This window comes from Nocardiopsis sp. CNS-639, from assembly GCF_000381685.1.
Classification (GTDB): Bacteria; Actinomycetota; Actinomycetes; order Streptosporangiales; family Streptosporangiaceae; genus Nocardiopsis; species Nocardiopsis dassonvillei.
Window position 1 is genome coordinate 62,346 of the sequence record NZ_KB906864.1, and the last position, 19,893, is coordinate 82,238.

Genomic DNA, 19,893 nt, shown 5'->3' on the forward strand with positions numbered 1-19,893 from the left:
AGGCTGGAGGCGATCAGGAAGCTGGCGGAGGAGGACTGAGCCGTTCGTCCACGAAGGCGAGGAGGCCCGGATCGCCCGAGGTCAGGCGCTCCACCTCCTCGCCCCCGTCGCACCGGCACAGGGCCACCGTCACCTCGGAGGCGGTCCGCCCCACCACCCGCCACACGGCGCCGTGCTCCTCCCAGCGGACCAGGGTGTCGACCGGGTTCTGTCGTGGTCTGTCGCTCATGTCCTCTCATGTGCCCCGTCCGGGAGCGGTTGAAGAGGGCCCCGGGCGGGTGTCCCGGCTGCTTCGGAGTGCAGGGGGTGTGTGGGGTGGCCGACACCGCGGCTGGTCATCCCACCCCCACGCGTCCGATAGACTCGAACCGTTGCCGAACGGCACACGGGGCTATGGCGCAGTTGGTAGCGCGCCTCCATGGCATGGAGGAGGTCTGGGGTTCGAATCCCCATAGCTCCACGTTGCGCGGGCTGCTGCTCGCCGGTCTTCGACCGGCTCGCCGCAGCCCGCGGTGCTTTCCGGGGGGAGACCCCCCGAACCCCCCGAACCCCCCGAGGTACCCCCCCTGTGGTCGGGGTTGTGGGAATCGGTGGGGCGGGTGGGGCGCTCTCCCACAACGTGAGGCTTCGCCTCTGGACCCCATGTGGTGGCCGAACCTTCCGAGGTACCCCCTGCGACCGGGGACGCGGTCGGCCTTCTGCTGTTTGATCGAAGCGGTTCCCCACCCTTGACTCCGTGATGTGTTGTGGCTCACAATCAACGTATTGGTTGATTAACAGGAAAGTTGAATACGCAGATGGCGACCGACCCGTTGAGTCTCACGTTCGCCGCACTGGCCGACCCGACCCGCCGGGCGCTGCTGGCGAGGCTCGCCGAGGGCGAGGCCACCGTCAACGAGCTGGCGGAACCGTTTCCCATCAGCCTCCAGGCGGTCTCCCGACACCTGAAGGTGCTGGAGCGGGCGGGCCTGGTCAGCCGGGGCCGCGACGCGCAGTGGCGCCCCTGCCGACTGGAGACCGCCCCCCTGGAGGAGGCGACGGGGTGGATCGAGCGCTACCACCGCCAGTGGGAGGACCGCTTCGACCGGCTCGACGCGGAGATCCGCCGAATCCAGCAGACACAGACCACAGGAGGACAGTCATGAGCGACCTCACGGTGATCGCCGAGCCCGGACAGCACGACATCGTCGTCACGCGCAGCTTCGACGCGCCCCGCGACGTGGTGTTCAGGGCCATGACCGACGCCGAGCACCTCGCCCGCTGGTGGGGGCTCAAGGAGAACGAGACCGTCATCGACCACGCGAACCTGCGCCGGGGTGGTTCCTGGAGGTTCGTCGAGCGCGCCCCCGACGGCCAGGAGTACGCCTTCCACGGTGTGGTCCACGACGTCGTCGCGCCCGAGCGCTTCGTGCAGACCTTCGAGTTCGAGGGCATGCCCGGGCACGTGTGCCTGGAGACCACCACCCTGGAGGAGAGGGACGGCCGCACCCTCTACACGTCGACCACGGTGTTCCAGAGCGTCGAGGACCGCGACGGCATGGTCGAGTCCGGCATGGAGTACGGCCTGAAGCAGTCCATGGAGGCCCTGGACGAGCTGCTGGCCACGATGGGCTGAAGCGCCTCCGGGAAGGATCGGCCGGGGCCCGGCCGATCCTGCCTGTGGACAACGCCCGCCCTGTCCTCCACGGCCGGTACTGTCGATCCGTGGCAGATCTCCCCGACGTTCCCACCCTGCTCGACGCGGCCGTCGCCGCCCTGGGCGGCAGCCGCCGCGAGGGCCAGGCGACCATGGCCGGTGCCGTGGCCGAGGCGGTCGACAAGCGCGAACACCTGGTGGTCCAGGCCGGTACCGGCACCGGAAAGTCCCTGGCCTACCTGGTGCCCGCGATCAGGCACGCCATGGCCGAGGAGAGCACGGTGGTGGTCTCCACCGCCACCATCGCCCTGCAGAACCAGCTCATCGAGCGCGACCTGCCGCGCCTGGCCAAGGCCCTCACGCCGATGCTGCCCCGCGAGCCCACGTTCGCCGTGCTCAAGGGCCGCCGCAACTACCTGTGCCGCAACCGGCTCCAGACCGCTGGCGAGGAGGCCGAGGACACCGAGCTGTTCGACCCGCGCCAGCTCTCCTCGCTGGGCCGGCAGGTGGCGCGCCTGCACGAGTGGGCCGAGGACACCGTCACCGGCGACCGCGACGAACTCGTGCCCGGCGTCAGCGACCTGGCCTGGCGCCAGGTGTCGGTGGCCGCCAACGAGTGCATGGGCGCCCGCATCTGCCCCTTCGGCCAGGAGTGCTTCGCCGAGTTCGCCCGCGAGGCCACCCAGGGCGTGGACGTGGTGGTCACCAACCACGCCATGCTCTCCATCGACATGTCGCAGGGTTACCACATCCTGCCCGAGCACAACACGATCATGATCGACGAGGCGCACGAACTCGTCGACCGCGCCACCTCCGTGGCCACCGGCGTCCTGGGCGAGCGCACCGTCAACGCCGCGGCCAAACGCGCCGCCCGCCTGGTCGAACCCGGGATCAGCGAACGCCTGACCGAGTGCGCCGACGGCCTCGCCCTGATGTTCACCGAGTCGCCCGACGGACGCCTGGACCACATCGACGACGCCCTGGCCAACGCGGTCGCCGCCACCCGCGACGCCGCCTCGGCCTGCGTCACCGCCATCGGCCCCTCACCCGGGGAGCTGGACCCGGACGGCGCCAGCGACCGCCGCCTGGCCCTGGCCGCGCTCGGCGAGGTGCACGACACAGCCGTGCGCGTCCTGGAGTCCTTCGAACCCGCCCTGCGCGACCGCACCGAGGTCGTCTGGTTGACCAAGACCCCCGGACGCCAACCCGCGCTCCACGTCGCCCCGCTCGGCGTGGGCGGACTGCTGCGTGAGAAGCTCTTCGGCGACCGCACCGTGGTGCTGACCTCCGCCACCCTCACCCTGGGCGGCTCCTTCGCCTCGCTGGCCAACCAGTGGGGCCTGGGCCGCGAGGTGGCCCAGGAGGCCGCCGAGCGCGCCGCCGCGGGCCGCGGCCCGGAGCCGGCCGAACCCCGGGACGAGGACGGTCCCGACGACGAGGACGGCCCGCACCGCGCGGCCGGGGAGCCCCGCTGGCGCGCGCTGGACGTCGGCTCGCCCTTCGAGCACGCCCGCCGGGGCATCCTCTACGTGGCCACCCACCTGCCGCCGCCCGGCCGCGACGGCCTCGCGCCCGCCTACCTGGACGAGATCAGCGAACTCATCGAGGCCGCCGACGGCCGCGCGCTGGGCCTGTTCTCCTCCATGCGCGCCGCCCAGCAGGCCGCAGAGGAACTCCGCGAGCGCCTGGACCAGCCGATCCTGTGCCAGGGGGAGGACTCCACCGGGCAACTGGTGCGCCGCTTCGCCGAGGAGGAGCGGTCCTGCCTGTTCGGCACCCTGTCGCTGTGGCAGGGCGTGGACGTGCCCGGCCCCTCGCTGTCCCTGGTGATCGTGGACCGCATCCCCTTCCCCCGGCCCGACGACCCGCTGGCCTCCGCGCGCCAGCGCGCGGTCGCCGCGCACGGGGGCAACGGCTTCCTGTCGGTGGCCGCCACCCACGCCGCCCTGCTGCTCGCCCAGGGCACCGGACGCCTGCTGCGCTCCACCGAGGACCGGGGGGTCATCGCCGTCCTGGACCCGCGCCTGGCCACGGCCCGCTACGGCGGCTTCCTGCGCGCCTCCCTGCCGCCCTACTGGGGGACCACCGATCCGGCGGTGGCCAGGTCCGCGCTGCGCCGCCTCGCGGGCCAGCCCGAACCCGCCGCCGGGTAGGGCGCCGGGGCCGGGTCGCGCGAGCGCGGTCCGGCCTCAGCCGCGCGTGCGGTAGCCGAACAGCCGGACCGCGTACGCGGGGGACCCGTCGTCCTCCGCCTCCTGGATGAACCAGCGGTCGTCGTGTTCGCTCACCAGGAGTTCGTTCCACATCATGTCGATGAGCTTGAGCCGGGAGACCACGGACGCCTCGGGGTCCAGCACGATCGAGTAGGCGCGGTCGGTCAGCCGCTGGGTCACCATGCCCACGGACTGGCCGTCCCAGATCGCCGGGACGGGGGCGTGCCCGACCTCGACCCCGCACAGCCGCAGCTGCTCCACCTCCTCGTCGAGGGCCTCGGCCGCCAGGGCGCCGTCCAACCGCAGGGCGTCCTCCAGTTCGTCGCGGTCCTCGTCGGCGCGCATGTAGGCGTGGTAGGTGCGGTAGCCGCAGGTGCGGCACTTGCGCCAGACGACGCAGCGGGCCAGTCCGTAGGCGGACTGCGCCTCGCCCACACTCTGGTAGTCGCTCACCTCGCGAATCGTGCCGCAGTCGCAGCACAGGGCCGTGAGATCCTGCTTCATCAGAGTCCCCCCTCCGAGGCGAGTATGCGACGGATGAAGCCCGTTAGGGAACCCGTTCGGCGAGGAAGTCACGGCAAGGACTCGTCATCAATGCCCAAAATGACCCGGTCGCGGGTTTCGGACCATCCCCAACAGCGTGTCGGTGTGGCGAGTCTTACGCTCGCCCAGTACGCCCGCGCGCCCTCACTCGTCCAGTGACAGGCCGCGCTTGTTGCGTGCGCTCCAGTCGCGCATCCGCTGCGGGTAGCCGACGATCTGCACGTCGTAGGCCGGGGTCGCCAGATCCCTGGCCACCTTGCGGATCACGTCGGGCGAACCGCACCGGCGGCGGATCCACTCGCCGTCCGTCGCGACCGCGACCGCCGTGGCCCGCGTGGCGAAGGTCTCCGGTTCGACGAAGAACTCCACACCCACCCGGCTCTTGGCGAACTCGATCAGCGCCTTGATGTCCGAATCCTCGGCTTCCCGGTCGAAACGGGCCTTGCCCTTGCGGTTGGCCTTGCGGAGTCCGAAACGGTCTCGCCATCCCATCGGCGCTCATGTCCCCTTGGTGCGGCTCGGTGCGGCTCGGCGCGGCTGGATGCTCGGGACCTCGCGAAGGCCCCCGCCGGGCGCCACGGCCCCCGAGTCTAGCGGTCCGGGACGGCCCCGACAGGACGCCTGTCCCCGTGCTCCGCGGCTTTGCGCGTTTTCCGGACAGCCCTGTCACCGCGCTGCTACGTTCTGTTCTCACATGGTGCTTACAGGGGGTGCAGACCATGCCGATGTGGACGTGGGCGGGGGAGACCGCACGACGACTCCGGGCGGCCGGGCAGACGGAGCTGGCCGAGGCGGTCGCGAGCCTGCCCGTGCTCTGCGAGGCCGGGGACCCGGTACGTGTGGAGGCCGTGGCCCGCTCGGCGCTGCGCACCGCGCGCCGACTGGTCGCCGAGGCGGGCGCGACCGAGGCTGCGGTCCCGGGGGTCTTCGGCCCGCCGACCCTGTTCTTCCTGGCGCACTGGCCCCTGGCCGTGCGCGTGGGGGCCCTGGCCGAGGGCGGACGCGCGCTCGCCCAGGTGAGCGCGGCGGCCGACGACGAACCCGAGCCCCTGGTCCACGGCCCGCTGCCGGTGTCCCTGTTGGAGACCCTGGTGCGCTGCCACGCCAACATCGACGCCCGCGGCACCACCGGACAGCGCCGCGAACTGCTCTCCACCCGGCGCCTGGCCGGTTGGGAGCGCACCCCCGCCTGGCCCTCCTTCACCCTCGCCCGGGTGAACCTGCTCATCGACGAGGACATGGCCGACCGGGCCGAGAACGAGCTGAGGCGCTACGAGCACACCGCCACCGGCCCGGCCATGCTCGGCGCCGACGGGGTGTTCACCCTCGTCAGAGCCCTGCGCCACCAGGACGAGCACGCCCAGGCGCTGGAGGTGCTGGACCGTATGGAGGCGGAGCTGGTCCTGGACGAGGCCAACCCGCGCCGGGCCGCCCTGCACCGGCGCATCCGCTTCGAGCGCGCGCGGCTGCTGTCCTGGCTGGTCCGCCTGGGTCACTGCCCGCCCCAGGAGGCCATCGTCCCCCTGCCCACCGTGGAGGAGGCCGAGGCGTACCCGAGTCTGCGGCCCGCGTGGGTGGAGGCGGTGGAGAACCTGGTGTGCCAGGGCGCGGTGCGCAACGACTGGCGGCTGGGAGTGCGGGTGACCACCTGGTCGCGCTACTTCGAGCGGGTGGGGGCGCCGCGCCGCGGCGCCGAGCTCGCCCTGTCCGCCGCCCGCCTGGCCTCGGTCCGCGGCGCCCGCTGGGTGGCCACCTGCTCCGCGCAGAGGGCGGAGCGGCTCATCGGGGAGCTGGGGAGCACCGAGGAGATCCTGGGCGACCTGGCCGAGGCGCGCGCCATGATCGCGATGATGCCCCCGGTCCGGCCGCTGGCCCCGGCCGAGGACGTGCTGGACTTCCTGCGGGCGCAGCCCGCGGAGGAGGTCGACCCCGAGCAGCAGGCCGAACAGGTCAACGCCGCCTTGGAGAGGATGCCGCACGACACCCCGCTGCTGACCGCGCTCGGCCAGGTCGGCCGGACCCTGATGCTCTCGGACGCGGCCACCGAGCCCCAGTGGCGCCACGTGCGCGAGCAGCCGGGGGACCAACGCGCTGCGCTGTCCCTGCTGGAAACCCTCCTGCACGACAACGACACCGTCGGGGTGCGCACCCTCGTGAGCACCCTCGCCGCCGGCGCGCTGGACGGTCCGGTGCGGGCCGGCGCCCCCGGGCAGGGGACCCTGGCACCCCACCCCTGACGGGTGGGTCGCGGGCGCTCCGGCAGGGAACGCCCTGATCCGGTCGCGGCGCTCAGCCCGTCGGTGGGGGGAGCGTCCTCACGCGGTCGCGGTGCCCGGCCCGTCAGCACGAGGACACTCTCGCACGGTCGCGGCGTCCGGCCCGTCAGAGGGGGAGCGCCTTCACACGGTCGCCGCGCCCGCCCCGGACGCCAGGGAGCGCCCCGCGGGGTAGGACAGCGCGGCGGCGGGCAGCCGGGAGGGACGACCGCTGGCCAGCACGCGTACCCGGCCCGGCGCGGTGCCCACGGGCCTCTCGCCGATCCGGCGCAGGGCCTGCGCGGCCACCGCCCCGGCGGCGGTGAACAGCTCCGCCCGCCCGCCCAGGGCCGCGGAGATCTGCGCGCCCACCAGGTCGTAGTGCGTGCACCCGAGCACCACGCCGTGCACGTCGCCGGGGGTCAGCTCGGCGGCGTAGGCCACCGCGTCGTCGATCAGCCGCGGGTCGGCCGACTCCACCGCCTCAGCCAGCCCCGCGCAGGCCACCGCGGTCACCTCCACACCGCGGGCGAAGGTCTCGATGAGCTGCCGTTGGTAGCCGCTGCGCGTGGTCGCGGCGGTGGACCACACCGCGATCGGCCCTCCGGTCGCCGCCGCGGGCTTGATGGCGGGAACCGTCCCGATCACCGGGACGTCCGGCTCGAACTCGGCGCGCAGTTCGGCCAGCCCGTGCACCGACGCGGTGTTGCACGGCACCACCACGGCGTCCAGCGCCGCGTCCCCGGCGGCCTCCTGTGCGGCCCGGGCCCCGGCCAGGGCGCGCGCGACGATCTCGTCCGGGGTACGCGGACCCCAGGGCATGTGGTCCGGGTCCATCGACAGGAACAGGTCGGCGTCCGGCCGTGCCACACGCAGGGCCGCCGCGGTCGAGAGCATGCCGATACCGGAGTCAACGAGAGCGATACGCACGAATCCCGATCCTACGACCACCTCCGCACCGCACCGGCGGGGCACCGCCCGGCGGCGTCGGATCCGCCCGCGGCACCCGTGTTCCGGACGCGACCGCAGGCAGGACGGCTAAGGGCAAGACACGGAACAAATGGGGTGGCACAAAGCCGTTACCGGTAGGTAGAACTGAGTGGATCGGCCGTCCCAGCCGCCCGGCGGCCATGGCCGATCCGGCACGCGAGTGCGTGTCGCCGACACCGGAACGGGAACTGGGATGACTCCTCAACAGCAGGGCACGGGCAGCGCCACCTCCACGCGGACGGGGCTCGCCGAGCACATAGCGGCGGTCCACAAGCTGCGCCGCGACTACCGGGCCCTGCCCAAGGAGGCACCGGTGCGCCTGGCCAAGCCCACATCCAACCTCTTCCGGTTCCGCGAGCCCACCGGTGCCCCGGCCCTGGACGTGTCCGCCTTCACCGGCGTCATCTCAGTCGACCCCGTGGAGCGCCTCGCCGACGTCGGCGGCATGACCACCTACGAGGACCTCGTCGCCGCCACCCTGCCGCACGGCCTCATGCCGACGGTCGTCCCCCAGCTGCGCACCATCACCCTCGGCGGCGCCGTCACCGGCATGGGCATCGAGTCCTCCTCCTTCCGCAGCGGCCTGCCGCACGAGGCCGTCCGGGAGATGGAGATCCTCACCGGAGGCGGCGACGTGGTCACCGCCACCAGGGACAACGAGTACAGCGACCTCTTCCACGGCTTCCCCAACTCCTACGGGACCCTGGGCTACAGCCTGCGCCTGCGCGTCGAACTCGAACCGGTCTCCCCGTACGTGCACCTGCGCCACGTGCGCTTCCACAAGGCCGCCGAGGCCATGGACGCCCTCGCCCTGGTCTGCGCCGACCACGAGTACGAGGGCCAGCCGGTCGACTTCGTGGACGGGGTCGTCTTCGGCCCCGACGAGCTGTACCTGACCCTGGCCCGCTTCACCGACGAGGCCCCCTGGACCAGCGACTACACCGGCCAGGAGGTCTACTACCGGTCCATCCAGCACTACGCGGGCAGCGGCCCCGGCGACTACCTCACCATCGCCGACTACCTGTGGCGCTGGGACACGGACTGGTTCTGGTGCTCCCGGGCCTTCGGCACCCAGCATCCGCTGGTGCGCGCCCTGTGGCCGCGCTCCCTCAAGCGCTCCGACGTCTACCGCAGGCTGGTCGCCTGGGACCGGCGCACCGACTTCTCACGCCTCCTCAACCACTACCGGGGGCGGCGGCCCCAGGAGCCCCTCATCCAGGACATCGAGGTGGGCGTCGAACGCGGCGCCGAGTTCCTCGACACCTATCACGCCGAGATCGGCATGACCCCCGTGTGGATGTGTCCCCTCCGGCTCCGTGAGCCCCGCCGCCCCGGCCAGGGCGGGGGCGAGCACGTGTGGCCGCTCTACCCGCTCGACCACGACCGCCTCTACGTGAACTTCGGCTTCTGGGGCCTGGTCGACATGAAGCCGGGGCAGCGCCGGGCCCACCACAACCGCCTGGTGGAGGAGACGGTCGCCGAACTGGGCGGTCACAAGTCCCTGTACTCGGACTCCTTCTACGAGGAGGAGGAGTTCTGGCGCCTGTACAACGGCACCGCCTACGCCGGGCTCAAGGAGGCCTACGACCCCGAGGGGCGGCTGCTCGACCTGTACGCCAAGTGCGTACGCAACCGCTGACGGCACGAGACCACGGGACGCGACCCGAGGGGGCGTCACCGCGTCCGGTACGAGGGAAGGACAGAGCAATGCGGCTCGCTGAGATCTTCGAACGCGTCGTCGGACCCGACGCGCCCATCCGGTTCACCGCCTACGACGGCAGCAGCGCGGGGGACCCCGGCAGCGACGTGGCCCTGCACGTGCGGACCCCGGTCGCGGTGAACTACCTGGCGCAGTCCCCCAACGCCGTCGGCCTGGCCCGGGCCTACGTCTCCGGCCACCTGGTGCTGGAGGGGGACATGTACACCGCCCTCAGACGCATGGCGGACTTCGTCTTCGCCGACGGGTTCGGGGTCTCGGTGCGCGACGCGGTCGAGATCGCGCGGTCGGTGGGCTGGGTCAAGTTCGTCAACCGGGTCGCCCCGCCGCCGCAGGAGATGCGCCAGGGCCGCCTCAGCGGACTGGGCTGGCGCCACTCCAAGCAGCGCGACGCCGAGGTCATCCACCACCACTACGACGTCTCCAACGCCTTCTACGAGATGGTCCTGGGTCCGTCGATGACCTACACCTGCGCCGTCTTCGACGACGAGGACGGGGCCCGGGACCGGGTCGGCCGCTTCGACGGAGCCCTGGAGAGCGCCCAGTTCCGCAAGTACGAGCTCATCTCGCGCAAGCTCGGCCTGGAGCCGGGCATGCGCCTGCTCGACGTGGGCTGCGGCTGGGGCGGCATGGTCATGCACGCCGCCCGCGAGCACGGGGTCCGTGCGCTCGGCGTCACCCTGTCCAAGGAACAGGCCGAATGGGCGGCCAAGAGGATCGCCCAGGAGGGGCTGTCCGGGCTGGCCGAGGTCCGCCACATGGACTACCGCGACGTCCCCGACGGCAGCTACGACCGGATCAGCTCCATCGGCCTGACCGAGCACGTGGGGGCGGACAACCTGGCCTCCTACTTCGCCTCGCTCAACGACAAGCTCGTGCCCGGGGGGCGTCTGCTCAACCACTGCATCACCCGGCCGCGCAACGACCTGCCCTCCCTGAACCGCAGGGGCGTCATCAACCGCTACGTCTTCCCCGACGGGGAACTGGAGGGCCCCGGCCGGATCCAGACCGCCATGAACGACGCCGGGTTCGAGATCCGCCACCAGGAGAACCTGCGCGAGCACTACGCCCTGACCCTGCGGCACTGGGGCGCCAACCTGGACCGCAACTGGGACGAGGCGGTCGCCGAGGTCGGCGCGGGCACCGCCCGGGTCTGGCGGCTCTACATGGCCGGGTGCGTGCTCGGCTTCGAACGCGACGTGGTGCAGCTGCACCAGATCCTGGGCGTCAAGCTGGACGGCACCGAGGCGCACGTGCCGCTGCGCCCCTGGTTCTGACCTGCCGCCCCACCCGCCGCCGCGGACCACCGCACGGCGCGTCGCCCGCACGGGCGCGTCGAAGGTCCTCCCCCCTCCTTGTTCGCCGGGGGAGGACCTTCGGCCTGTCAGGGGTCAGCCGGGTCCGCTTCGCGGCATCATGGACCCGGGGCGTGCCCGGCGGACGCACACCCCGCCGCGAGACCGGCGGGACCCAGCCCGGCACACCCCGGCCGCACACCCACCAGAAGGGACCACGACGTGTCCTCATCCTCCGACGGCAGCACCGACGGGACCACGCCCGCGCCCGACGCGCCCGACCACGTCAAGCGGACCGCGATCGACCTGATCGAGGCCTACGCCGACCGCAACCGGCAGGAGCTCGACGAGGTCGTCCCGCGCGCCGCCGACGACGTCGAGGCCGTCACGTCCGAGCTCAAGGTCATCGCCGCCTTCCTCGGCCGCCGCGTGCAGCAGACCGGCGTGGTGTGGAAGCCCGCCGACTCCCGCGAGGCCGTCGCCCGCATGGTCGCCGAGATGCTCCCGCCCGAACTGGAGTTCGCCGTCTCCACCGCGTGGGAGGCCCACTCGGTCGGCGAGGAGGAGGCCGCGGAGCGCTTCACCCGGGGCGATCCCATGGTCTACGTGCACATGCTCGCCGCCTTCGGCGCGGCCATCGGCCTGGCCGTGTACAAGCGCGCCGAACTCCTGTCCACCCTGCGCCAGGTCACCGGACTGTCCGAGTAAGGGCGCACAGCCAAGGGACAAACGGGTCGAAAGGGACTCGTGCGACACGCCGTACCGGCCGCGACACTCCGGATATGTCATGCCTCCTAACGGCTCAGACACAAAAGGTAGTGGTTTACTTCACTCGACGCGGTTCTTTACGTAGGTTTCCTACCAACCCTGAGGGGACCCTCGAAAGGAACGGGAGGCGTGCCGATGGCCCGCAGAAGAACCCACAAGTACGTTCCGCTCCCCGCCGCCGCCGCGGCGCTGGTCCTGGCCGCGACGGCGTGCGGGAGCGGAGGAGGCGGGGCCTCCGAATCCGACGGCCTCCTGGTCTGGATCATGCAGGGCACCAACCCCGACGAGACGGGGTTCTTCGAGGCGGCCAACGCCGCGTTCACCGAGGAGACCGGCATCGAGGTGGACGTCGAGTTCGTGCCGTGGCAGGACGCCCAGAACAAGATCTCCACCGCCATCGCGGGCGGCACCATGCCCGACGTCGCCGAGCTCGGCAACACCTTCACCCCCGGTTTCGCCGACGCCGGAGCCCTGCACGACCTGTCCGGCTACGACATCGACACCTCCCAGTACATCCCCGGCCTGATGGAGATGGGCCAGCTCGACGAGGGCGTCTACGGCGTCCCCTGGTACGCCTCCATCCGCTCCGTCGTCTACCGCACCGACGTCTTCGAGGAGCACGGCCTGGAGGTCCCCGAGAACTGGGAGGAGCTGCGCGAGACCGCCCTGGCCCTGTCCGAGGCCGAGGAGGACATGATCGCCTTCCCCGTGCCCGGAGACGCCCAGTACTCGGTCATGCCGTGGATCTGGGGCGGCGGCGGGGAGATCGCCGTCGAGCAGTCCGACGGCACCTGGGTCTCGGAGATCGACAGCGAGGAGGCCCGCGCCGGGGTTGAGTTCTTCACCGGCCTGGCCCTGGAGGACGACACCTCCACCACCGGCGCCGTCAACTGGAACGAGATCGCCGTCATGGAGGCCGTCGCGGAGGAGGAGGCCGCCATGGCCATCCTCGGCAGCGCCAACCCCAAGGCCATCCTGGAGGCCAACCCCGACCTGGAGGGCAGGCTGGGCTCCTTCACCCTGCCCGGCCAGGACGGCGGGTACATGCCCTCCTTCGCGGGCGGCTCGCTGCTGTCGGTCTTCGAGGGCACCGGCCAGGAGGAGGCCGCCTGGCAGTACGTCCAGCACCTGACCGGCGAGGAGTTCGGCATGCGCTGGTCCGAGGAGACCGGCTTCTTCCCGGGCGTGGTCGACCGGGTCGACACCTTCTCCGCCTCCGCCGACCCCATCTTGGAGCCCTTCGCCGTCCAGCTCAACGAGGCCAGCCGGGGCGTGCCCGTCACCCCCGCCTGGACCCAGGTCGAGGCCGAGAAGGTCCTGGTCGGCATGCAGCAGGACATCCTCAACGGCGAGGCCACCGTGGACGAGGCCACCGAGAACGCGGCCGACGAGATCGAGCGCATCCTCAACGGGGGGTAGACACGTGCGAACACCGGTCGGGTTGGGCACCGCCGACAGCGAGCCGGGGCCCGAGGTCCGCAGCTCCGCCGAGCCGTCCTCGCGACGGCCCCGGCCCCGGCGGACGCCGCTCCTGGGCCACCGCGGCCGCAGGGCGCTCCTGCCCTGGGTGCTGCTCGCCCCCGCGCTGACGGTCATCGGACTGCTGCTGTTGCTTCCGCTCGCCCGGATCGTGTGGCTGTCCTTCCGCGAGTACCAGCTGCGCAACCTCGTCTCGGGCGAGTCCGACTTCGTCGGGCTCGCCAACTACGCCGCCCTGCTCACCGACCCCTACCTGTGGCGGGTCGCCCTGCTCAACACGGTGGTCTTCGCCGTGGTCGCGGTGGTCACCACCATCGTCGTGGGCACGCTGGTGGCGCTGCTGCTGGCCACGCTGCGCCCGGTGCCCCGGATCATCGTGGTCTCCTGCATCATGGTCGCCTGGGCCATGCCCGCGGTCAGCGGAACCTACGTGTGGATCTGGATCTTCGACGTCGACAGCGGCGTCGTCTCCCAGACCCTGGCCTCCCTGGGCCTGCTGGAGCCCTCCGGGCACAACTGGTTCGCCGACCGGCTGTTCTTCTACGCCATCGTCACGCTCAACGTGGTGCACGGGGGCTTCCCGTTCGTGGCGGTCACGGTCCTGGCCGGACTGCTCACGGTCCCTGCCGAACTGCACGAGGCGGCCCGCATCGACGGCGCGGGCGCCTGGAAGCGCTTCTGGCACGTCACCTTCCCGGTGCTGCGCCCGGTGTTCGCCGTGGTCACCGTGCTCTCCACCATCTGGGACTTCAAGGTGTTCGCGCAGATCTACCTCATGCCCGGCGGCGACGTGGGCGGCTCGGAGATGCTCAACCTCGGCGTGTGGTCCTACGTGCGCTCCTTCGGCCACAACGACTACGGCCTGGGCTCGGCCATCGCCGTGCTGCTCACCCTGCTGCTCCTGGTGATCACCGTGTTCTACCTGCGCGCGCTCTTCCGAGAGGACGAGCTCCGATGAGCGCGTCGGCCCCCGCGGCCCGCTCAGCGGGCGGGACCGTGGAGCCCCGCCACGAGCTTGTCGCGCACGCGGCGCCAGTCGACCGAGGCCAGCGAGCGCCGGTCCAGGTCCTCGCGCACCGCGCCCATGGTCCGCAGGTCGTACTCGCCCAGCGGACGCCCGTCGTCGTTGCCGCGGTTGACCAGGTTCTCGACGTAGGCGTGCAGCAGCCGTCCGCTGGGGTCGCGCAGGGCGTGCCGGACGGCGCGGTCCCGGAAGCGCGCGTCGTGGGGGATCCAGCTGATGACGACCTCGGTGGGGGAGGGCCCGGCAGAATCGCGCACGGTGCTACGCCACCGTCTCCGGCGACCCTGTCGACACGGCCATCACTCCCCCTCCGCCGGGGTGCGGAGGACGTCCCGCCCCGGACAGTGCAGGAGTCTAACGGCCCCGTCCGAGCCCGGAACAACCGGATTCGGCCCGGTCACCGCTGAGGAAGGAACGCCCGTGGTCACGCGCACAGAGGCACCCGCCGCCGGCCCCGACTGGGAGGGCCGCGTCCGCGACGCCCGCCGCAGGGGCGAGGTCCGCAGGACGGGGCGGTTCCTGGCCAAGTCCGTCGGAGTGGCCGTCCTGCTGCTGTTCACGCTCTTCCCCGTCTACTTCATGCTCATCAGCGCGTTCTCGGACCGGGCCACCTCGGGGGCCGGGACGCTGCTGCCCACCGGGCTGTCCCTGGACAACTTCGTCTACGTGCTCACCGAGGCCAGGTTCGGCCAGTACATGCTCAACTCGCTCACGGTCGCCTGCATCACCGTGGCCGGAGCGTGCGTACTGTCGCTGCTGGCCGCCGTGGCGGTGGCCCGCTTCCGGTTCCGCTTCCGCACCGCGGTGCTGGTGATGGTCCTCATCGTGCAGATGGTGCCGCTGGAGGCGCTGGTCATCCCGCTCTTCCTCCAGGTGCGCGACCTCCAGCTGCTCAACACCATGCTCGGCCTGGGCGTGGTCTACGTGGCGCTGTCCCTGCCGCTGGCGGTGTGGATGATGCGCGGCTTCGTGGCCGCGGTGCCCGTGGAGGTGGAGGAGGCCGCCTACATCGACGGGGCCTCCTGGGGCCAGATGTTCTGGCGGGTGCTGTTCCCGCTGGTGGCGCCCGGCCTGGTGGCCACGGCCATCTTCTCGTTCATCGTGGCGTGGAACGAGTTCGTGCTGGCGCTGACCTTCATGACCCAGAGCGAGAACTACACGGTGGCGGTCGGCCTGCGCCAGTTCTTCGGCCAGTACGCCAACGACTGGGGGCACGTGATGGCCGCCTCCACGCTCATCACCATCCCGGTCATGGTCTTCTTCGTCCTCGTGCAGCGCTTCCTGGTCTCCGGACTCGTCCAGGGGGCCGTCAAGGGATGAGGGCGGGGCCGGACCCCCGGGGGAGGATTCGGGCGTCCACGGGGTTCTGGAGGTGAGACTGCGAGCAGGACCGCGCCGTAGGCGTCTGAGGGTGGGGGCCCGCCCCGTCGCGCAGCGCCCCCGGCGGGCGGTGGCGGGCGACGGGCGGGCCGAAGCGAAGCGGAGACCCGAAGAAGACAGGACCGGCCCCGCCGCGCGGGAGGTCAGCCGCGCAGCTCGCGCTTGAGGATCTTGCCGGTGGAGGTCATCGGCAGCTCGGTGCGGAACTCCACCTCGCGCGGGTACTTGTACCCGGCCAGTCGCTCCTTGGCCCACGCGACGAGCCCCTCGGCGGTGACCTCGGCGCCCTCCTTGGGGATCACGAACGCCTTGACCTCCTCACCGTGGGTGTCGTGGGGCACGCCCACGACCGCGGCCAGGCTGACCGCCTCGTGGGTCATCAGGACCTCCTCGACCTCGCGCGGGTAGACGTTGTAGCCGCCGCGGATGATCATGTCCTTGGACCGGTCGACGATGAAGTAGAAGCCCTCCTCGTCGCGGCGGGCGATGTCCCCGGTGCGGAACCAGCCGTCGCGGATCACCTCCGCGTTGACCTCGGGGCGGTTGTGGTACCCCTTCATCACGCAGTGCCCGCGCACCGCGATCTCGCCCTCCTCCGCCGCCTCGTTCCACTCGGGGTCGATGAGCTTCATCTCCACACCCCACACCGGCTGCCCGATGGAGCCGGTCTTGGCCTTGACCTTGGGGTTGTTGAACGACACCACCGGGGAGGTCTCGGACAGGCCGTAGCCCTCCTTGATGCCCACGCCGAAGGTCTTGGTGAAGTCCTCGGCGAGCTGGCCGGGCAGGGCGGCGCCGCCGGAGACCGCGTCCACCACGTTGCCCGCGATCTTCTCCAGGTTGTAGGTTCCCGGTTCGGCGGCCTGGACCGCGCCCAGCAGCCCCCAGTACATGGTGGGCACGCCCGCGAAGGCGGTGACGCCCTCCTTCTCCATGAGTCTGAGCGCCTCGGCGCCGTCGAAGCGCGGCATGAGGACCATCGTGCCGTGCCGGTACAGGGCCGCGTTGAGCATGACCGTCTGGCCGAAGATGTGGAACAGCGGCAGGACCACGAGGGCGACGTCGCGGCCGTCGGGGTGGGGCTCGACCAGCCTGGACGAGCCGACCGCGTTCAGCAGCAGGTTGTGGTGGCTCAGCTCGGCGCCCTTGGGCTTGCCGGTGGTGCCGCTGGTGTAGATGATGACCGCGGTGTCGTCGGAGCTGGCCTGCACCGTCTCGAACTCGCCGGGCTGGCCCTCCAGCGCCTTCCAGAAGGTCTCGGCGCCGTCGATGGTCGACTCCGTGGCACCCGGGGAGGCGGGCAGGTCCACGTAGAACTCGCAGGAGTCCACCTGGCCGAAGGCCTCGAAGGCCCTCTCGCCCAGCGGGAGCTCCGGCGTGCCGGTGAAGGCGAAGAGGGCCCTGGCCCCGGAGTCCTCCAGGTGGTAGGCGATCTCGCGCGGGGTCAGCAGCACGTTCAGCGGCACGATCACCGCGCCCGCCTTGAGCGCGCCGAAGTACACGAAGGGGAAGTAGGGCACGTTCGGACTGGCCAGCGCGATCCGGTCCCCCGGCCTGATCCCGCGCGCGACCAGCAGGTTGGCCACCTGGTTGGCGATCATGTTGGTGATCGCGTAGTTCAGGCGCAGGTCGCCGAAGACCAGGCACTCCTTCTCCGGAGCCGACCGGGCACCGTCCTCCAGGAGCACGGACAGGTTGAGCATGGGGGCCTCCCGCAGCCAGATGGGTCCAGTGGATACGCGATGATTCGGGATGATGTGACCCGAGTCGCGTGTTCTGCGCCACTTTGACGGCAGAGTAACAAACCGGCTGGTCGGTGTGGAGGGGTCAGGAGTCCGTAATCTCACCGATCTTCCCCCTCGCTCTCCGTGACCCCGTGACCGAGCGGGACAGGCGGTGACGCCGGGCCCGCCCGCGCGGAGTGGGGGGAGGGCTTCTCCGGTTCCGGGCCCCGGCCGCCGCCCCCGGGCGCACCCGCGCGGGGCTGCGCGGAACCCGTCCGCGCCCCGACCCGCCAACCGCTAACCTGAGTGCTGTACACCCCGAACCGGCTAAGGAACACGTGGCGATGACAGCGGCAGACGGCGACCAGACGACGGGCGACACCTACGACGCCCGTGCCCTCCAGGACAAGTGGCAGGCGCGCTGGGCCGCTGAGCTTCCGTTCCAGGCCGACGAGGACCCCGGGGACACCCGCCCGCGCTCCTACATCGTCGACATGTTCGCCTACCCCTCCGGCGACCTGCACATGGGCCACGCGGAGGCCTACGCCATCGGCGACGTCATCAGCCGCTACCGCCTCCAGCGCGGCGACAACGTCCTGCACCCCGTCGGCTGGGACTCCTTCGGCCTGCCCGCCGAGAACGCGGCCATCAAGAACAACTCCCACCCCGCCGAGTGGACCTACGCCAACATCGAGACCCAGGCGGCCTCGTTCCGGCGCTACGGCATCAGCGTGGACTGGTCGCGACGCCTGCACACCAGCGACCCCGAGTACTACCGCTGGAACCAGTGGCTGTTCACCCGTTTCTTCGAGCGCGGACTGGCCTACCGCAAGGACGGCCACGTCAACTGGTGCCCCCAGGACCAGACCGTGCTGGCCAACGAGCAGGTCGTGCAGGGCAAGTGTGAGCGTTGCGGAGCCGACGTCGTGCGGCGCAGCCTCAACCAGTGGTACTTCCGCATCACCGACTACGCCCAGCGCCTGCTGGACGACATGGACCAGCTCGACGACGGCCGCTGGCCGGACGAGATCCTGGCCATGCAGCGCAACTGGATCGGCCGCTCCACCGGAGCCGACGTCCACTTCGCCATCGAGGACCGCGACGAGCCCGTCACCGTCTTCACCACCCGGCCCGACACCCTCTACGGGGCCACCTTCTTCGTCGTGGCCGCCGACGCCGACCTGGCCGACGAGCTGTGCGCGCCCGAACAGCGCGAGGCCTTCGACGCCTACCGCGCCGACGTCGCCAAGCTCTCCGACATCGAGCGCCAGGCCACTGAGCGCCCCAAGACCGGCGTGTTCCTGGGCCGCTACGCGATCAACCCCGTCAACGGCGAGCGCATGCCCGTGTGGGCGGCCGACTACGTCCTTGCCGACTACGGCCACGGCGCCATCATGGCCGTGCCCGCGCACGACCAGCGCGACCTGGACTTCGCCCTGGCCTTCGACCTGCCGGTCCGGGTCGTGGTGGAAACCGGCGAACCCGACCCCGTCGAGACGGGCACGGCCACCGCGGGGGAGGGCGTCCTGCGCGACTCCGGCCCGCTGGACGGCCTGGCCAAGACCGAGGCCATCGAGCGCATCATCGAGATCCTGGCCGAGCGCGGCACTGGACAGGGCACGATCAACTACCGCCTGCGCGACTGGCTGCTGTCCCGCCAGCGCTACTGGGGCACCCCCATCCCGATCATCCACTGCCCCTCCTGCGGCGAGGTGCCCGTCCCCGACGAGCAGCTGCCGGTGACCCTGCCCGAACTCAAGGGCGCCGAGCTGGCCCCCAAGGGCGTCTCGCCCCTGGCCGCGGCCACCGAGTGGGTCAACGTCGACTGCCCCTCCTGCGGCGGCCCCGCCGAGCGCGACACCGACACCATGGACACCTTCGTGGACTCGTCCTGGTACTTCCTGCGCTACTGCTCGCCGCGCCTGGACACCGCCCCCTTCGACACCGAGGCGGTGGAGAAGTGGGGGCCGGTGGACCACTACATCGGCGGCAAGGAGCACGCCACGCTCCACCTGATGTACGCCCGGTTCTTCACCAAGGTCCTGTACGACATGGGCATGGTGTCCTTCACCGAGCCCTTCCGCCGCCTGACCAACCAGGGCCAGGTCATCAACCAGGGCCGCGCCATGTCCAAGTCCCTGGGCAACGGCGTGGACCTGGGCAAGGAGATCGACGCCTACGGCGTGGACGCGGTCCGGCTGACCATGCTCTTCGCCTCCCCGCCCGAGGAGGACGTGGACTGGGCCGACGTCTCCGTCGTCGCCGCGCAGAAGTTCCTCAACCGCGCCTACCGGGTGATGAGCGAGGCGGGCGCGGCCAGCGCGCCGGGAACCGACCCCGCCAAGGGCGACACCGACCTGCGTCGGACCACGCACCGCACCGTCGACCAGATCACCGCCCTGGTCGAGTCCCGCCGGTTCAACGTGGCCATCGCCCGCACCATGGAACTGGTCTCGGCCGTCCGCAAGGCCATCGACTCCGGCCCCGGCGCCGCCGACCCGGCGGTCCGCGAGGCCGCCGAGGCCGTGGCCGTCTCCCTGTCCCTGTTCGCGCCCTACGTGGCCGAGGAGGGCTGGGAGAAGCTCGGACGCAGCGGCAGCGTCGCCGTCGGCAACTGGCCCGAGGTCGACCCGGCCCTGCTGGTGCAGGAGTCGGTGACCTGCGTGGTGCAGGTGCAGAGCAAGGTCCGTGACAAGCTGTCCGTGGCGCCCGACATCGACCCGGCGGAGCTGGAGCGGCTGGCCCTGGCCTCGGAGAAGGCACAGGGCTTCATCGGCGACAAGCAGATCCGCAAGGTGGTCGTGCGCGCGCCCAAGCTGGTGAACATCGTCGTCGGCTGACCAGGCACACGAGGGGCGGCGGCCGCGCG

At 71.5% G+C, this 19,893-nt stretch carries 17 protein-coding genes and 1 tRNA gene; 12 read left to right on the forward strand and 6 right to left on the reverse strand.

Annotation, left to right across the window (positions count from 1 at the left end):
• Positions 1-13: 13 nt before the first annotated feature.
• Positions 14-229 (reverse strand): hypothetical protein, encoded by a 216-nt coding sequence (locus tag G011_RS0117515; RefSeq protein ID WP_019609625.1) that lies wholly within the window; start codon positions 227-229, stop codon positions 14-16.
• Positions 230-387: 158 nt separating this feature from the next.
• Here G011_RS0117515 and G011_RS0117520 point away from each other — a divergent pair.
• The 4 genes from G011_RS0117520 (at position 388) to G011_RS0117535 (ending at position 3,789) form a co-directional block, all read left to right on the forward strand.
• Positions 388-460 (forward strand) — tRNA-Ala (locus G011_RS0117520).
• A 337-nt stretch (positions 461-797) separates the two neighbouring features.
• The gene (locus G011_RS0117525) at positions 798-1,145 is read left to right on the forward strand and encodes a helix-turn-helix transcriptional regulator (RefSeq protein ID WP_019609626.1); all 348 of its coding nucleotides are present in this window, start codon (positions 798-800) and stop codon (positions 1,143-1,145) included.
• Positions 1,142-1,615, forward strand: coding sequence for an SRPBCC family protein (locus tag G011_RS0117530; protein WP_019609627.1), 474 nt, complete (start codon positions 1,142-1,144; stop codon positions 1,613-1,615). Before G011_RS0117525 ends, G011_RS0117530 begins: the two co-directional genes overlap by 4 nt.
• Positions 1,616-1,704: 89 nt before the next feature.
• Complete coding sequence (locus tag G011_RS0117535) at positions 1,705-3,789, forward strand: ATP-dependent DNA helicase (RefSeq protein ID WP_019609628.1); 2,085 nt, start codon at positions 1,705-1,707, stop codon at positions 3,787-3,789.
• A 36-nt stretch (positions 3,790-3,825) separates the two neighbouring features.
• Here the strand turns inward: G011_RS0117535 and G011_RS0117540 are convergent, their stop codons facing one another.
• Both G011_RS0117540 and G011_RS0117545 read right to left on the reverse strand, forming a co-directional pair.
• Positions 3,826-4,353 carry a DUF6315 family protein gene (locus tag G011_RS0117540; protein ID WP_019609629.1) on the reverse strand — a complete coding sequence of 176 codons (528 nt, stop codon included), beginning with the start codon at positions 4,351-4,353 and terminating at the stop codon, positions 3,826-3,828.
• 183 nt (positions 4,354-4,536) lie between these two features.
• The gene (locus tag G011_RS0117545) at positions 4,537-4,884 is read right to left on the reverse strand and encodes a hypothetical protein (RefSeq protein WP_019609630.1); all 348 of its coding nucleotides are present in this window, start codon (positions 4,882-4,884) and stop codon (positions 4,537-4,539) included.
• 227 nt (positions 4,885-5,111) lie between these two features.
• Between G011_RS0117545 and G011_RS0117550 the strand changes: the two genes are divergently transcribed.
• A complete protein-coding gene (locus G011_RS0117550; RefSeq protein WP_036552794.1) occupies positions 5,112-6,629 on the forward strand; it encodes a hypothetical protein in 1,518 nt (505 codons plus the stop codon).
• 162 nt (positions 6,630-6,791) lie between these two features.
• Here the strand turns inward: G011_RS0117550 and G011_RS0117555 are convergent, their stop codons facing one another.
• Positions 6,792-7,577, reverse strand: a complete 786-nt coding sequence (locus tag G011_RS0117555) for a glutamate racemase (RefSeq protein WP_026338401.1) — start codon at positions 7,575-7,577, stop codon at positions 6,792-6,794.
• A gap of 253 nt (positions 7,578-7,830) precedes the next feature.
• Here G011_RS0117555 and G011_RS0117560 point away from each other — a divergent pair, with 253 nt between their 5' ends.
• The 5 genes from G011_RS0117560 to G011_RS0117580 all read left to right on the forward strand — a co-directional run bounded on the left by G011_RS0117560 (position 7,831) and on the right by G011_RS0117580 (position 13,854).
• On the forward strand, positions 7,831-9,276 hold the full coding sequence (locus G011_RS0117560) for an FAD-binding protein (RefSeq protein WP_019609633.1): 1,446 nt from the start codon (positions 7,831-7,833) through the stop codon (positions 9,274-9,276).
• Positions 9,277-9,344: 68 nt separating this feature from the next.
• On the forward strand, positions 9,345-10,631 hold the full coding sequence (locus G011_RS0117565; RefSeq protein ID WP_013154352.1) for a cyclopropane-fatty-acyl-phospholipid synthase family protein: 1,287 nt from the start codon (positions 9,345-9,347) through the stop codon (positions 10,629-10,631).
• Positions 10,632-10,871: 240 nt separating this feature from the next.
• Positions 10,872-11,357: a hypothetical protein gene (locus G011_RS0117570; protein WP_013154351.1), complete on the forward strand. Its 486-nt coding sequence runs from the start codon at positions 10,872-10,874 to the stop codon at positions 11,355-11,357.
• A gap of 195 nt (positions 11,358-11,552) precedes the next feature.
• Positions 11,553-12,836, forward strand: a complete 1,284-nt coding sequence (locus G011_RS0117575; RefSeq protein WP_019609634.1) for a sugar ABC transporter substrate-binding protein — start codon at positions 11,553-11,555, stop codon at positions 12,834-12,836.
• A gap of 112 nt (positions 12,837-12,948) precedes the next feature.
• Positions 12,949-13,854, forward strand: a complete 906-nt coding sequence (locus G011_RS0117580; protein WP_051104378.1) for a carbohydrate ABC transporter permease — start codon at positions 12,949-12,951, stop codon at positions 13,852-13,854.
• 23 nt (positions 13,855-13,877) lie between these two features.
• Here G011_RS0117580 and G011_RS0117585 read toward each other — a convergent pair whose 3' ends face one another.
• Complete coding sequence (locus G011_RS0117585; RefSeq protein ID WP_019609636.1) at positions 13,878-14,177, reverse strand: hypothetical protein; 300 nt, start codon at positions 14,175-14,177, stop codon at positions 13,878-13,880.
• A gap of 163 nt (positions 14,178-14,340) precedes the next feature.
• Here G011_RS0117585 and G011_RS0117590 point away from each other — a divergent pair, with 163 nt between their 5' ends.
• A complete protein-coding gene (locus tag G011_RS0117590) occupies positions 14,341-15,240 on the forward strand; it encodes a carbohydrate ABC transporter permease (protein ID WP_019609637.1) in 900 nt (299 codons plus the stop codon).
• A 203-nt stretch (positions 15,241-15,443) separates the two neighbouring features.
• Here the strand turns inward: G011_RS0117590 and G011_RS0117595 are convergent, their stop codons facing one another.
• Complete coding sequence (locus tag G011_RS0117595) at positions 15,444-17,003, reverse strand: long-chain fatty acid--CoA ligase (protein ID WP_019609638.1); 1,560 nt, start codon at positions 17,001-17,003, stop codon at positions 15,444-15,446.
• 365 nt (positions 17,004-17,368) lie between these two features.
• Here G011_RS0117595 and leuS point away from each other — a divergent pair, with 365 nt between their 5' ends.
• Positions 17,369-19,864, forward strand: a complete 2,496-nt coding sequence (leuS, locus tag G011_RS0117600) for a leucine--tRNA ligase (RefSeq protein ID WP_019609639.1) — start codon at positions 17,369-17,371, stop codon at positions 19,862-19,864.
• Positions 19,865-19,893: the final 29 nt, after the last annotated feature.

Excerpts from the sequence above, each read along its gene's own strand:
- G011_RS0117595 (WP_019609638.1), bottom strand. The coding sequence starts at position 17,003 with ATGCTCAACCTGTCCGTGCTCCTGGAGGACGGTGCCCGGTCGGCTCCG.
- G011_RS0117525 (WP_019609626.1), top strand. The coding sequence starts at position 798 with ATGGCGACCGACCCGTTGAGTCTCACGTTCGCCGCACTGGCCGACCCG.
- G011_RS0117515 (WP_019609625.1), bottom strand. The coding sequence starts at position 229 with ATGAGCGACAGACCACGACAGAACCCGGTCGACACCCTGGTCCGCTGG.
- G011_RS0117565 (WP_013154352.1), top strand. The coding sequence starts at position 9,345 with ATGCGGCTCGCTGAGATCTTCGAACGCGTCGTCGGACCCGACGCGCCC.
- G011_RS0117575 (WP_019609634.1), top strand. The coding sequence starts at position 11,553 with ATGGCCCGCAGAAGAACCCACAAGTACGTTCCGCTCCCCGCCGCCGCC.
- G011_RS0117550 (WP_036552794.1), top strand. The coding sequence starts at position 5,112 with ATGCCGATGTGGACGTGGGCGGGGGAGACCGCACGACGACTCCGGGCG.
- G011_RS0117545 (WP_019609630.1), bottom strand. The coding sequence starts at position 4,884 with ATGGGATGGCGAGACCGTTTCGGACTCCGCAAGGCCAACCGCAAGGGC.
- leuS (WP_019609639.1), top strand. The coding sequence starts at position 17,369 with ATGACAGCGGCAGACGGCGACCAGACGACGGGCGACACCTACGACGCC.
- G011_RS0117540 (WP_019609629.1), bottom strand. The coding sequence starts at position 4,353 with ATGAAGCAGGATCTCACGGCCCTGTGCTGCGACTGCGGCACGATTCGC.
- G011_RS0117560 (WP_019609633.1), top strand. The coding sequence starts at position 7,831 with ATGACTCCTCAACAGCAGGGCACGGGCAGCGCCACCTCCACGCGGACG.
- G011_RS0117530 (WP_019609627.1), top strand. The coding sequence starts at position 1,142 with ATGAGCGACCTCACGGTGATCGCCGAGCCCGGACAGCACGACATCGTC.